Source organism: Selenomonas sp., assembly GCF_057272215.1.
This window is the reverse complement of sequence record NZ_DBHIUY010000012.1, coordinates 16,658-29,927: the sequence shown is the minus strand read 5'-3', so window position 1 is coordinate 29,927 and position 13,270 is coordinate 16,658. Positions and strand designations below refer to the sequence as shown.

Here is a 13,270-nt window from a genome sequence, read left to right as displayed (position 1 = left end):
TCGCTTGCCTGTCGCTTTGGCAGATGTGGTATAATAAAATGAGTACGAGCTGCAAATGGGGTGAGGCGATGGGAAAATCCGTGGATGAGCAGAAGCGTGCATACGATGCCGTCTGCAAGAATGTACTTGCTGACCGATATATTTTGGCAAATATCCTCAAAGAATGTGTTGAGGAGTTTCAAAATGAAACGATTGATTATATAGCTACGAAGTGTATCCAAGGTGCGCCTGAGATCAGTACGACTCCTCTGTGTGCGGATGAGGAGGAGCTTCTGAAGCTCGATGGACTTAATACGGAAAGCAGTTCGTTGACAGAAGGCGTTGTTTATTATGATATCCGCTTCCGTGCGGTACTGCCGTGCGGTGAAAAGACGATCAAGCTCATCATCAACGTGGAGGCGCAGAATGATTTTACGCCGGGATATTCGCTTCTGAAACGTGCGATTTACTACTGCTGCCGCATGATTTCGGCGCAGTATGGCACGACGTTTTCCCGTTCGGATTACGATTCAATGGAGAAGGTCTACTCGATTTGGATATGTACGCATCCAAGCAAGGCTTGGGAATACACGATCACAAAATATGCGATGCAGGAAATGAATCTCCAGGGTAAGGCACAGTCGGTGAAAGAGGAGTACGATCTGATCGTGCCTGTCATGGTCTGTCTCGGGAAGAAGCACTACAAGAAGCTGCAGGGGCTTTTGCGGCTATTAAACATCGTATTGCTTCATAAGAACACTGACAACAGGGATGAAGTAGAAAAAGAACTGCAGGAGCGGTTCCATGTAAAGGCGATGCCCAACATTGAGAAGGGAGTGGCAGAAATGTGCAATCTGAGCGAAGGTATATACCGGGATGGCGTAGAAGCTGGCATGGCTCAAGGTGTGGCTCGAGGAAAGGAAGAGAACATGAAGAATATCGTTCTTTCCATGCTCGAAGAAAAGGTGTCGCTTGATTTCATCATGCGAGTGACGAAGCTGACGGCAGCACGGGTGCGCGAGATCGCCGCACCGCATGGCTATATGATTTGAGGGGAACTAAGATACAATGACGATATTGGAAGCTGCACGCCGCAAGGCGGAGCAGGGGGAGAGGCTGAGCCTGGCGGACGCTTTGGCGCTCTACGAGGAGAACGACCTTCTTTTTCTCGCGGATGCGGCGCGGCGTGCGAAGGAACGCGCGAGCGGCAGGCGTGTCTTTTTTAATGTGAACCGCCATATCAATCTGACGAATATCTGCACGTCGGGCTGCCCCTTGTGTGCCTTTCAGGTGGCGGAAGGCGACAGTCATGGCTATGTGATGGAGGCGGCGGACGTCGCGCGCGTTCTCGCCGAGGCGAAGGAAGTCAAACGGCTCGGCGAGATTCACATCGTCTCGGCGCTTCATCCGACGAAGCCTTTTGACTACTATCTCGGCGTTGTGCGACAGGTCAAGGCGGCTCTGCCCGATGCCGACATCAAGGCGTTCACGCCCGTCGAGATCGTGCATTTTGCCGAAATGACGGGAAAGAGCGTCAAGGAGGTGCTCGCCGCTTTGCAGGAGGCGGGGCTTTCTTCGCTTCCGGGCGGCGGCGCGGAGATTCTCGCGGATCGCGTGCGCGCGATCATCTGTCCGAAGAAGGCGACGACCGCCCAGTGGATCGAGACGATGAAGGCGGCGCATTCTCTCGGCATACGCACGAACGCGACGATGCTCTACGGTCATGTGGAGACGATCGAGGAGCGTCTGCAGCACCTCGTCACTTTGCGCGACATCCAGGACGAGACGGGCGGCTTCCAGGCGTTCGTTTCTTTCCCCTTTCATCCCGCGAATACGCAGCTTGCGAAGGACTATGCGCTGGAGCGCGTCGGCTCGTGGGAGGACATGAAGATGATGGCGCTCTCGCGCCTTATCCTCGACAATATCCGCCACATCAAGGCGTTTTGGATCATGCTGACGATGCCTGTGGCGCAGCTTGCCTTGGGCTTCGGCGCGGACGACCTCGACGGCACGATCGGCGAGGAGAAGATCATCCATGCGGCGGGCGCCAAGACGGGCACGGGCATCACGCGCGAAAGGCTCTGCCGCATCATCCGCGAGGCAGGCTACGAGCCTGTGGAGCGCGACACGTTCTATCACGCATTGGCAGTCGGAGAGGAGGAAGCGTAATGCGCCTGACAGAAAAGGAGGGCGAGGCTCTTCTCCTTGCACAAGATCCGATCGCGCTCGGCCGCGAGGCCGATGCCGTGCGGCGCGCGCGTTACGGCAACCGCACGACGTTCATCGTCGACCGCAACATCAACTATACGAACATCTGCCGCAATGAGTGCAGCTTCTGCGCCTTCTACCGCCGCTTGGACGCGGCGGACGCCTACCTGCTCTCTTACGAGGAAATTCTCGAAAAGGCGCGTGAGACGGTCGAGGCGGGCGGCACGCAGCTGATGATTCAGGGCGGCCTGCATCCGGAGCTGGGTCTTGCCTATTACGAGGAAATGCTGCGCCTGTTGAAGCGCGAGTTTCCCATGCTGACGATCCACTCTTTCACGGCGACGGAGATCCTCTATTTCGCAGAGAAGGCGGGACTCAGCGTCGAGGAGACATTGAAGCGGCTGCAGGCGGCGGGACTCGATAGTCTGCCGGGCGGCGGCGCGGAGATCCTCGTCGACCGCATCCGCAAGAGGATTGCGCCGAAGAAGATCATGACCGACGATTGGCTGCGCATCATGAAGACGGCGCACACGATCGGCATGGAGAGCACGGCGACGATGGTCATCGGCTTCGGCGAGACGATGGCGGATCGCATCGAGCACATGGAGAAGGTGCGCCGCCTGCAGGACGAGACGGGCGGCTTCCGCGCCTTCATCACATGGACGTTCCAGCCCGGTCACACGGAACTTGGCGGCGAGAAGACAAGCTCGTGGGACTACTTGACGACACTGGCTCTGACGCGGCTCTACCTCGACAACATCGCGCACATCCAAGGCTCGTGGGTCACGCAGGGCGAGCGCATCGGGCAGCTGACGCTGGGCTTCGGCGCTGACGACCTCGGCAGCATCATGCTCGAAGAGAACGTCGTCAAGGCGGCAGGCACGCGCTACGAGATGTCGATTCAAAAGATGGTGCGCCTGATTCAAGGCGCGGGCAGAGAAGCCGCACAGCGCGATACGGAGTACCGTGTTTTGAAAACCTTCAGCGAAAGGAGCGAATAAATGGCACAGCAAGAAATTCCCGCCGCATCGTTCGGCGTCGTCGGCGGTTCGGGCACGCTTTCGAGTGATTTTCCTGCACGTCTTCCCGATAAAGACGTCAAGATTCTCGCCGACAATCTCATCTTCGACACGCCCTACGGAAAAAGCCCCGCTTTTCGCCTGTTCTCGGTCGGCGAGGTGCGCGCTCTCTCGTGCCGCATGCACGGCTGGCGCTCGGGCGTGACGCGTGCCGACGCTTCACGCCAGGTCTTCTGGGTCTTCCGCGAGGCCGGTGTCGTGCGCGTCCTCTCCGAGGGCGGCGTCGGCACGGCGAATCATTTGCTTGATCCGCGCGACTTCCTGATTCCCGACGACTATCTCGACCTCTCGAACCGCAAGGACATCATGCTCGACGGCAGGTATCTGCTCATCATGCGCGATGCCCTCTGCCCCGAGCTTCGCGCTTCGCTTCTGGCGGCGACGAAGAAGCGCTTTTCGGGGCGCATCTTCGACCGCGGCATTTATGCGTGCACGGACGGACGCCACTTTGAAAGCCCTGCCGAAGTCGCCATGCTCAAGGGCTGCGCCGACATCATCGGGCAGAGCATCTGCCCCGAAGTCTATCTCGCGCGTGAGATCGGCGCGTGCTACGCGGGGCTTTACTACGTCGTGAACTACGGCGAGGGCATCCGACCCAAGTGGTCGTACGGCACGATGAAGGACATCTTCTACGACGACGCGCCGATGATCGGCGAGGTGCTCGCAGAAACGATTCGGGAAACAGCAGCGAAGGAGCGCCATTGCGAGTGCCTCGCGCTTCGTAAGGAAACGTTGTTGAAGGACGTCTACAACGAGGCGTCCGACAAGGGGTAGAAAGGGAGGGCTTCTCCTTTGGACATCAAGGTCGTGGCGTACTTTTTGGGGCGCATCGCGCAGGCCGAGGGGCTGATTTTCCTCGTGCCGCTTGCCGTTTCCCTGTGGTACGCCGAATCCTCTCGTTTGCCGCTCTTCGCTACAGCCTTCTTGAGTGCAGCGGCGGGCACGGCGCTTCGTCGCGCAGGCAAAGAGCCGGGCGAGCGCCTGACGCTTCGCGAGGGCATTGCCATCACGGGCGGCGGCTGGCTTCTGGCGACCTTCCTCGGCATGCTGCCGTACCTTCTGGGCGGCTATCTCGGCTACCTCGATGGCGTCTTTGAGAGCATCTCGGGCTTCACGGGCACGGGCGCGACCGTCGTCGAAGACATCGAGGTTCTGCCGCAGGGCGTGCTCCTCTGGCGAAGCCTCACGCATTGGCTCGGCGGCCTCGGCATCATCGTCATCTTCATCGCTCTTTTGCCCGCGACGGGGCAGAGCGCCATCACGATGTACAACGCCGAATCGAGCGCACAGGGATCGGAGCGCGTCCTGCCGCGCCTCAAGGACCTCACGAGCGTGCTCTTTCGCATCTACGTCGTCTTCACGGGCGCGGCGTTCGCCGCCTTCTTCGTCTGCGGCATGAGTGCGCTCGATGCCGTCAACCATGCGATGTCGACGATCGGCACGGGCGGCTTCTCGACGTACAACGCGAGCGCCGCGCATTTCAAGAGTCCGGCGATTGAGCTTTGGATGTCGCTCTTCATGTTCATCTCAGGCGGCAGCTTCGGACTCTACTACCGAGTTTACAAGAAAGGACCGCAGGTGCTCTGGCGTAACTCCGAGTTCAAGGCGTACCTCGGCATCGTCGGCGGCGCCGTGCTGCTCATCGCGGCGAATCTTTTCTACCGAGGGCTTTACAACGTGCCCGACGCGTTGCGCTTCGCGCTCTTTCAGGCGACGTCGCTCTCGACGACGGGCTTCGTCTCCGCCGACTACGAGCTTTGGCCGGGCTTTTCCAAGGGCATCCTGCTTCTCTTAATGCTCACGGGCGGCTGCGTCGGCTCGACGGCGGCGGGACTGAAGATCGCGCGCATCCTCGTGCTCTTCCGCATGGTGCGCACGATCGTACTGGAAAAGCTCCACCCGCGCGTCACGACGCCCGTGCGCATCAACGGCGCGAGCGCCGACGAGGCGGCGCTTCACCGCACGGCGGTATTCTTCTTCCTCTACGTCCTCGCCATCGCCTTTTTCGCCGTGCTCATGACGGCGGACAACATCAAGACCTTCGACGCCATCGGCATCAGCGTGACGACCGTCGGCTGCATCGGCCCTGCCTTCGGCATCGCGGGCGCGACCGAGAACTACGCGGGACTATCCGACTTCACGAAGGGCATCCTGTGCTTCGCCATGCTGCTCGGCCGGCTCGAATTCTTCACGCTGCTCGTCATGCTCTACCCGTCGTTCTGGCGCTCGAAGAAGAATTGGTGAACGACACGCACTTATCGGAAGCTGACCAATCGGTCATTTCAGGGAATCGCTGGTACATATATTTGGCGATTCCCTTGTTCATGCAAAAGGCACATACGCTGACGGCAGGAAGCTGTCGGCGTGCATCCGCATGAAAAAGACTGCTGCACGAAGTCGCGGGGCGACGGCAGCAGTCTTTTTCGTGTTAATTTTATATTACTTCGCGGCGGCGATATGCCAAAGCTCATCCTTTTCATCGCTGCCGCAGAGCGTGAACTTACGATTTTCGAGGGAAAGTTCTTTCGCTACAGGCGTGCCCTTGCGGCACAGGACGTAAAATTCGCCGAGCGCGGGCAGATCTTCGATGGCGTAGAAAGGCATGATGTTCGTCGCCGTCCATGTGCCTGCGACGGGAGCATTTTTCTCGACCTGCTCACGCGACTGCAGACACTGGATGTTCTTGCCCGAGTAAAAGGCGTTGCCGACGCTGTAGTCGCGCGCATAGCTTAGGATCGGTACGCTCGCGGGCAAATCGTGTACGAGCGCGGCGGCAGGCGCGCCGCTTCTCTCGCGGCACATCGGAACGGCGACGAGAACGAAGAGTACGAGATAGAGGGCGCCGAACGCGGCGATCAGGATGTTCATGCGCTTCCTGTTGAAGCCGTTGAAGAGCCGTGCCGCTAAGATGGCGATGGGGAAGATCGAAGGGAACGTGTATGTCGGGTATTTCGTCGCCATGCACTGATAGACGAGGATCGTGCCGAGTGCCCAGACGAGAAGAAAAAGCGTGTCGCGCTCTTCGAAGGCGCGGCGCAACAGGGCGCCTTTTTCCTGCCACAGTCGCTTCGCCGTGCGCAGGACGAAAACGATAGACCACGGGAAGAAGCCTGCGAAGAAAAGCAGGATATAGTAGTACCAGACGTCGTCGCGCGGATGCTCGGAAACGGTTGCACGCAGGAAGTTGTGCGTGCCGAAGAACGTGCCGAGGAAGTCCGCACCGTGCAGTTTGTACATGATGTAGTACCAGCTGCCGCCGACGAGGAGGAAGAGGAGCATACCGCCGCCCCAGCGCAGGCGCAGAAGTTCCTTCGCATCCTTTCGGAGTACGAGGTAGACGAGCAGCAAAAGTCCCGGCAGGAGGAAGCCGATCGGCCCCTTCGTCAGCACGGCAAGTCCTGCGAAGAAGAAAGCGGCATAGTAGAGCGCACGCTTCTTCGATTCGTAACCGAGATAGAAAGAAACCATCGTCGCGCTCATGAAGAAGAAGAGCGTCATATCCGTGATGACCGCCTTGCCGACGTACCAGAAGCTCACGGAACTCGCGAAGAGCCCGCCCGCCAGGAGCGCCGTGCGGTGTCCGTAAAGACGGCGTGTGAAGAAGTAGAGGAGCGAGAGACTGAAAAGCCCCATGACGGCAGCAGGGAACCGCAGGGCAAATTCGTTGACGCCGAAGATCATGCAGGAGACAATCATCTCCCAGTAGAAAAAGGCGGGTTTGTCGTACCAGTAGTTGCCAAAGATGCGCGGGGAAACGTAGTCGCCGGACGCGAGCATTTCCTTCGCTGTCAGGGCATAGTTCGACTCGACGGGATCTGTGACCGTAAGGCTCCAGTTCGCCGCAAATAAGATGATCGCACCAAAGGTGAGCAAGAGTAGAAAGTCCCTCTTCTCGCTTTGCGCCATGATCGTATCTCCTCCGTTCAACAAATCCTTTAACTTTGTCACTTTTCGTGCATTATACAAGATGGAAAAGCAACTGACAAGAAACGTCGCTCCTAACTGATATAGGATATACGGCTCTCTCTGCGCGGCTCCGGCTCGGGCAGGTCGTCTGCGGCGTAGCCGAGTGCGAGATGACCGATGCCGACGTATTGCCCGGGGCGGAAGAAGATGCCTGCGCGAGAAAGGATCTCTTGCCCGAGGGGGTGCTCAAGTTCTTCTTTCGCGCGATGAATCCAGCACGAGTGCAGACCGAGGGATTCGGCGGCGAGCATCATCGTCGCGATGACGACGCTTCCGTTGATGATGTGGTTCGCATCGTCTCGGTCGGCGATGATGAGCAAGATGACGGGGGCGCCGTAGAAGGGATCGAAGCCTTGCTTCCAGTGCCCGATTCGGCAGTTTAGCTCGACGATCTTTTCGCGCATGATCTTGTCCGTGATGACGATGGTGCGGATGGAATCGCTGCTCATGCTGCGCGGCGCGTATAGCCCCGTCTCGACGATGTCACGGACAAGATCCGCGGGCGGCATCGTGGGCAGATAGGCGCGTATGCTGCGACGGTTTTTTATCGTTTCAATGACTTCATTCATAAAGATGCCTCTTTTCTTTCAACAATCAGCAAGATGTCGGATATTTTCCTAGTTTTTAGGTGTATAGTCGCATCTTACTCGCGTTTATTATAGCACAGTTTTTCTTGTTGTGCGACAAGAGGGCGTGGAAATCTCCATATACTAGGAAGTTTTAACGCATGAGCGTGAGAAGGCGTGCTATAATGAAGCCTATACCATATCTTGAGATATGAGAGCCTCTGGAGAAGTGCAGATAAAAGGAAGTCCGTCTGAACCGTACGGCTGAATTTATCCGTGCTTCGCGAAGAAAGAAGGAGAGATGATGATGAAAAAGATGAAATCCTTCCTGTTTGCTCTGGCGGCGGGGCTTTTGCTGCTCGTGCCGCAGGCAGCCGAAGCGGCGGCGGCGGAGCCGCCTGTCCTCATGGTGGAGGGATCGGGCAGAGCCGAGACGGCTCCGGATCGTGCGACCATCTCGATCGGCGTCGTGTCGCAGGCGAAAGATGCTAAAGCGGTGCAGGAGGAAAATGCAAAGAAGGCGACGGCCGTCACGCGCGCCCTCGTTGCGGGCGGCATCCCCGAAGCGAACATTCAAACGCGCGGCTATTACTTCCAGCCGCTTTATGAGCATCCGTCCGCAGGGCATGAAAATGAGATCACGGGCTATCAGGCGGAGAATACCGTGACTGTACTTGTTGAGAATATCGCCGATGTGAGCCGTGTCATAGATCTCGCGTTGAAAAACGGCGCGAACAGCATATCTTCCTTGAATTTTGGTACGAAAAATACGGAGAAAGTCAGAAAAACAGCGCTGAACGCCGCTGTCAATGACGCCCGTAAGAAGGCGGACGATCTTGCCGCCGCACTTGGCAAGCGTATCGTCGGTCTGAAAGCGGTTTCGGAGAGCAGCTATCCGCTTGCCGAGCGCAGCGTCAGCTCGAAGATGCTCATGGCAAACGGTGCGGCGCCGACGCCGATCGCTCCGGGCATGTTGGAGATGAGCGTCGATGTGCATATCGAATATTATTTGAGCGAATAAGAATTTGAGTTTTATCGAAGGTCATGCGCCCCCGGTCAGTTTTTGATCGGGGGTTTTATCATTTGCTGATGACGCAGCCCTGAAAAGGGGGAAGGCAAGACCTATTTTTGGTAAAGATATTGCATAGAATCGTTCCTTTGATTATACTTAAGATGAGGTGAAAGTTTGGAAAAGCGCACGGATTCTGCCGGGGTATAAGGTCCTAAAAAGATAAATGGATAAGGATTTTTCTTGCGAATTATGCGGATATATGATATATTATATCGCAAATAGATGAAAAGACCTACTTATATAGGTGAAATGTTCATCCAAATCTTCGCAACCAGAGAGGATCAAGGCTTATTCTACGTCGCCTAATGTGTAATTATTATTAAGTAAAGGTAAATAAAGGGAAATGGGAGAAGTAGTGTGATGATGACCGTGGCAAAAAAGTCTTTGATTCAGGCACAACATTGTCGGATGGGAGCGCTGTTTGCTGCCGCTGTTTGCGTTTTGCCGGCGCAGGCAGCAGCGGCGGAAGCGGTCCCCGATTGGGCCTATGAGGCCTTGGAGCGTCTTGATGCGGAGGGGTATATCGACCTCGCAGGCAAGGCTCCGCAGGAGTATTCGCGTGAAGAGCTCGTACGCTTTGTGGCGCAGGGTCTGCACCAGATTGACCGCATACAGCAGGGCACGCGTGCGGATGAGTATGGAAGGCTTACGAGTCTCGCCATGCGCGATGAGGTTCACGTCAAGCTCTATCGTGAGCAGGAACGCTTGGCGAAGAAAGCGCTTTCTGACGCACAGGCAGAAGCGGAACATGCGGAGGAACGGCTTGTGCGCGAGTCTTTGCGCGGTACGAATCGCCTGGAAGTCATGCGTCCTTTGCAGGAGAAAGCCTCGGAGGCGCGTCTGCGTCTACAGGCTGCGGCGCGTGAGTATGCGCTCGCAAAGATGCGTCGCGAAAAGCGCGAGCTTGCATTCGCCAAGGTCGAGGAGCGGAAGAAGGCGATCTTCGACGGCATGGCGGCAGAGAGCAACGGCGCGGGTGCAGCCGGTGCGGGAAACGCGACCGGTGCGGCGGGGATGAGCGCCGCGCCGGTCGCCGTCGGCGCCGTCGCGTCTGCGTCGGCGGAGCCGCTTGTCGCAGGGGACGCGATGGATGCGGCGGCGCGTCTGCGGGCCGTCTTTGTCGAAGATCTCGCACGCATGGGTTATACGGATGAAGAGAATGCCGATCAGCAGTTGTATTCATCGGTGCTTCTGCCGGCGAAGCCGGAGCCGCGGCTCAAGGTGGACGCCGAGGTGCGCGGCGATGTTTCGCGTTCGTGGGGCGTGGAGCGCGCCAGAAGCCGTGCGCGCCTGCGCCTTCGCGTGTTTCCCGATTACAATATCGACGGCAACTGGCATGCGGCAGGTATGCTTGAGTACGAGAAGGTCGTGCGCGGCGACGGCGGCAGCGATGACGGCAGACTTCGGCTTGACCGTTACTATTTGACGGGCAGGAGCGGCGTTGTGGATACGACGGTCGGTGTTTTCAGTGCAAACTTCGCCGAGGGTAATGTTTACGACAGCAAGTTCAAGGGTGTGCGTCTGTCTGCGGGCGATCCGATCAAATATACGGCGTACTACGGCGGGATCGACCGCGCCAAGACCGTGGCGGCGATCTCGGCAAGCTATGATACGCCGACGTATGGCGTCGATATGGGCATGTATCGCTTCGACAAGATCAATGATGCAGCGCGCAATATTTATATGGCGAACTACCGTATGCCGGTCGGGCAGTTTGATTTCGGCGCGATGCTGCTGCACGGCGTAGATGAGGCGGCGGGCAACGGCACGGGCTATGTGCTGACGCTCGCGAAGAACGAGAGCGGCTGGCGGCCGGGCGCGATGTCGTATTGGCTCAAGTATTATCGTCAGCCGAGTGCGACTTATGTCAGTCATACGATGAACGGCATGGCGGATTACATGAGCTACGACGCGACGGGAATAGGACCCCGACGCGGCGGCTTCCGCGGCTGGGGCGCAGGTCTTTTGTATACGCTGCAGAAAGATCTCATGTTTGGCTTGGAATACTATGATCTCTTCGATCTGGATACGGCGCAGCGCAGTCGGACGGTTTGGGCGTCGCTCACCGGGTATTTTAGAAATTACGAGGAAGAATAAGCGCAGGAAAAAGGGGGCGCACGTATGTTGAAACTTTTACAGGAGGGTGAGGCGAAAATCGCCGTCGTGGGGCTTGGCTATGTGGGGCTGCCGCTGGCAGTGGCATTTTCTGAGCATTTCAGTGTCATCGGCTATGATCGAGATGAGCGGAAGATCATCGACTGCCGTGCGGGCGTCGATCCGATGGGAGAGCTTGCGGCGTCGCATGGCGCGGCGGAGCGCATTGAGTTTACGACGGATGAGGCGCGGCTTCGTGCGGCTTCCTTCATCGTCATCGCTGTGCCGACGCCGATCAAGGGGGACAAGACGCCGGATCTGGAACCTCTCATGCAGGCGACGCGTGTCGTCGGCAGACATTTGCAGCCGGGCAGCATCGTCGTCTATGAGTCTACCGTCTATCCCGGTGTGACGGAAGATATATGCTGCGCGATCTTGGAAGAGGAGTCCGGGCTTATGCGCGGTGCATTCAAGATCGGCTACTCGCCCGAGCGCATCAACCCCGGCGACAAGGTGCATCGTCTGGAAAACATCGTCAAGATCGTCTCGGGTATGGATGACGAAACGCTCAAAACAATCGCTGAGGTCTACGGCACGATCATCGAAACGCTGCATCCCGCCCCGTCCATCCGTGTGGCAGAAGCGGCGAAGGTTGCTGAAAATGCCCAGCGTGATATCAACATCGCTTTCATGAACGAGCTGGCGATGGTGTTCCAGCGCATGAATATCGACACGACTGCCGTGGTGAAGGCGATGGACACAAAATGGAACGCCTTGGGTTTTCGTCCGGGGCTTGTCGGCGGACACTGCATCGGCGTCGATCCCTATTATTTCATCTATCAGGCGCAGAATCTCGGCTATCATTCGCCCCTTATATCGACGGGGCGGCGAATCAATGACGGCATGAGCGGTTTCGTCGCCCACGCTGTTGTGCGTGAGCTTGTGCGCACGAAGATCGACCTCGCGCGTGCAAACGTCTATCTTTTCGGCATGGCGTTCAAGGAGAACTGCCCCGATACGCGCAACTCAAGGGCTGCCGACGTCTACTCGATTTTGAAAGAGTACGATCTTGCGCTGCACGCCGTCGATCCCGAGGTGGACGAGGCGGAGTTCTGCGCGGAGTATGGTTTTGGCTTGGATGCTTTGGACAAGGTGCGCGATGCGGACTGCATCGCCATTCTTGTGGCGCATGAAGCGTTCGCAGAGCTTTCGTGGCTGCGTCTTCGCAAGATGTTCCGTGCGGATGGACCGCGTCTGCTCGTCGATGTGAAGGGTGTGTTCTCACGCAAGGAAGCCGAGCGGGAGGGGTTCCGATATTGGCGCCTTTGAGTGTTTGAATGGCTTGACGTTTTTTAGGAGGAATGCAGGGCATGGGATTCAAAAAGCTGACTCTTTTGGCGGTCGTATTGATTTTGACCGTTTGCGGCGCTCTGCTCTTCTTCCGTGATTACGTCGTCGGCACGAAGAATGCGCAGATGGAGATCACGGATCTCAGCAGCCTTTATGAGGCGCAGGAGGAGATTGCGGCAGCGGCAAAAGAGCTGCAAAAAGGTGTGGAGCCTGTCGAGATCGTGACGAAGGATGTGAAGCCGCAGGTCGCCATCGTATTTGACGGGCTGCCCGAGCGTACGATGACGGCGCGTTTTCTTGACGTCCTCAAGAAGCACGAGGTAAGCGCCGTGTTCTTTGTCGAGGGGCAGAATGCAGCGAATCAGCCGGAGACGATCAAGCTCATCCGCGAAGCAGGACAAGAGATCGGCAATTATACATTCGTAGGCATCGCCGCGGCGCAGAGTCTGCCGCAGGATCGCCTGCTTTCGGAGGTTTGCCGCACACAGCGGGTCGTCGAGGTTCTTACGGCGGTGAAGCCCAAGCTCTTTCGTGCGCCGAAAACTGTTTACGATGAGAATCTGCTGCGCATTTTACGCGCCGCAGGTCTTGACTATGCGGTGAAAGAGAACGCACATTATGCGCCGGGTTGGCTCAAAGATGAGGCGGGCGCTATAGCCTATGCGGCGACGGTGCCGCCCGGCAGCATCATCGCGATCGATATTGATGTGCCTGTTGAAATCGCGGCGAAGGACGGCCCCGTCGAAGATTTGCGCCCCGCCGTGGATAAGCAGCCGACCTTGGAAGATAAGCCCGCAGAGGAGCATCCGGCGCCGCCCGTCGACGCCGCTGATGAGCTGGATTGGCTCTTGACGGCTTTGGAAAATACAGGGAAAAAGCCCGGCAATATTTATGATTTCCGTAAGATTCGTTATGTTCCCGCCGCGCCGCCGGCGGCAGAACCGGCTAAAAAGTAG

At 57.5% G+C, this 13,270-nt stretch carries 11 protein-coding genes; 9 read left to right on the top strand and 2 right to left on the bottom strand.

What is annotated here, in order from left to right; translation table 11 throughout:
• Positions 1 to 23: 23 nt before the first annotated feature.
• From ACO5Z0_RS10395 to ACO5Z0_RS10375, 5 genes are read left to right on the top strand one after another with little or no spacing between them, the layout of a single operon-like run.
• On the top strand, positions 24 to 1,031 hold the full coding sequence (locus ACO5Z0_RS10395; RefSeq protein WP_485650250.1) for an Rpn family recombination-promoting nuclease/putative transposase: 1,008 nt from the start codon (positions 24 to 26) through the stop codon (positions 1,029 to 1,031).
• 16 nt (positions 1,032 to 1,047) lie between these two features.
• Positions 1,048 to 2,148 (top strand): aminofutalosine synthase MqnE, encoded by a 1,101-nt coding sequence (gene mqnE, locus ACO5Z0_RS10390; RefSeq protein ID WP_485650249.1) that lies wholly within the window; start codon positions 1,048 to 1,050, stop codon positions 2,146 to 2,148.
• Positions 2,148 to 3,188, top strand: coding sequence for a cyclic dehypoxanthinyl futalosine synthase (gene mqnC, locus ACO5Z0_RS10385; protein ID WP_485650248.1), 1,041 nt, complete (start codon positions 2,148 to 2,150; stop codon positions 3,186 to 3,188). Before mqnE ends, mqnC begins: the two co-directional genes overlap by 1 nt.
• Positions 3,189 to 4,040, top strand: a complete 852-nt coding sequence (locus ACO5Z0_RS10380) for an MTAP family purine nucleoside phosphorylase (protein ID WP_485650247.1) — start codon at positions 3,189 to 3,191, stop codon at positions 4,038 to 4,040. It abuts the gene before it with no gap.
• Positions 4,041 to 4,058: 18 nt separating this feature from the next.
• Positions 4,059 to 5,510, top strand: a complete 1,452-nt coding sequence (locus ACO5Z0_RS10375) for a TrkH family potassium uptake protein (protein WP_485650246.1) — start codon at positions 4,059 to 4,061, stop codon at positions 5,508 to 5,510.
• A gap of 195 nt (positions 5,511 to 5,705) precedes the next feature.
• Here ACO5Z0_RS10375 and ACO5Z0_RS10370 read toward each other — a convergent pair whose 3' ends face one another.
• Together ACO5Z0_RS10370 and ACO5Z0_RS10365 are read right to left on the bottom strand one after the other, a co-directional pair.
• Positions 5,706 to 7,172: an ArnT family glycosyltransferase gene (locus tag ACO5Z0_RS10370; protein WP_485650245.1), complete on the bottom strand. Its 1,467-nt coding sequence runs from the start codon at positions 7,170 to 7,172 to the stop codon at positions 5,706 to 5,708.
• A 92-nt stretch (positions 7,173 to 7,264) separates the two neighbouring features.
• Positions 7,265 to 7,801: a nitroreductase gene (locus tag ACO5Z0_RS10365; RefSeq protein ID WP_485650244.1), complete on the bottom strand. Its 537-nt coding sequence runs from the start codon at positions 7,799 to 7,801 to the stop codon at positions 7,265 to 7,267.
• Positions 7,802 to 8,105: 304 nt separating this feature from the next.
• Between ACO5Z0_RS10365 and ACO5Z0_RS10360 the strand changes: the two genes are divergently transcribed.
• From ACO5Z0_RS10360 to ACO5Z0_RS10345, 4 genes are all read left to right on the top strand, one after another.
• Complete coding sequence (locus tag ACO5Z0_RS10360) at positions 8,106 to 8,819, top strand: SIMPL domain-containing protein (RefSeq protein ID WP_485650243.1); 714 nt, start codon at positions 8,106 to 8,108, stop codon at positions 8,817 to 8,819.
• A 411-nt stretch (positions 8,820 to 9,230) separates the two neighbouring features.
• Positions 9,231 to 10,967 carry a translation initiation factor IF-2 gene (locus ACO5Z0_RS10355; protein ID WP_485650280.1) on the top strand — a complete coding sequence of 579 codons (1,737 nt, stop codon included), beginning with the start codon at positions 9,231 to 9,233 and terminating at the stop codon, positions 10,965 to 10,967.
• Positions 10,968 to 10,991: 24 nt separating this feature from the next.
• Positions 10,992 to 12,293, top strand: coding sequence for a nucleotide sugar dehydrogenase (locus ACO5Z0_RS10350; protein WP_485650242.1), 1,302 nt, complete (start codon positions 10,992 to 10,994; stop codon positions 12,291 to 12,293).
• A gap of 41 nt (positions 12,294 to 12,334) precedes the next feature.
• Positions 12,335 to 13,270 (top strand): polysaccharide deacetylase family protein, encoded by a 936-nt coding sequence (locus ACO5Z0_RS10345; protein WP_442677054.1) that lies wholly within the window; start codon positions 12,335 to 12,337, stop codon positions 13,268 to 13,270.

Coding starts and splice junctions, on each gene's coding strand:
- ACO5Z0_RS10360 (WP_485650243.1), top strand. CDS start 8,106: ATGAAAAAGATGAAATCCTTCCTGTTTGCTCTGGCGGCGGGGCTTTTG.
- ACO5Z0_RS10355 (WP_485650280.1), top strand. CDS start 9,231: ATGATGACCGTGGCAAAAAAGTCTTTGATTCAGGCACAACATTGTCGG.
- ACO5Z0_RS10370 (WP_485650245.1), bottom strand. CDS start 7,172: ATGGCGCAAAGCGAGAAGAGGGACTTTCTACTCTTGCTCACCTTTGGT.
- ACO5Z0_RS10345 (WP_442677054.1), top strand. CDS start 12,335: ATGGGATTCAAAAAGCTGACTCTTTTGGCGGTCGTATTGATTTTGACC.
- ACO5Z0_RS10380 (WP_485650247.1), top strand. CDS start 3,189: ATGGCACAGCAAGAAATTCCCGCCGCATCGTTCGGCGTCGTCGGCGGT.
- ACO5Z0_RS10365 (WP_485650244.1), bottom strand. CDS start 7,801: ATGAATGAAGTCATTGAAACGATAAAAAACCGTCGCAGCATACGCGCC.
- ACO5Z0_RS10350 (WP_485650242.1), top strand. CDS start 10,992: ATGTTGAAACTTTTACAGGAGGGTGAGGCGAAAATCGCCGTCGTGGGG.
- ACO5Z0_RS10395 (WP_485650250.1), top strand. CDS start 24: ATGTGGTATAATAAAATGAGTACGAGCTGCAAATGGGGTGAGGCGATG.
- mqnC (WP_485650248.1), top strand. CDS start 2,148: ATGCGCCTGACAGAAAAGGAGGGCGAGGCTCTTCTCCTTGCACAAGAT.
- mqnE (WP_485650249.1), top strand. CDS start 1,048: ATGACGATATTGGAAGCTGCACGCCGCAAGGCGGAGCAGGGGGAGAGG.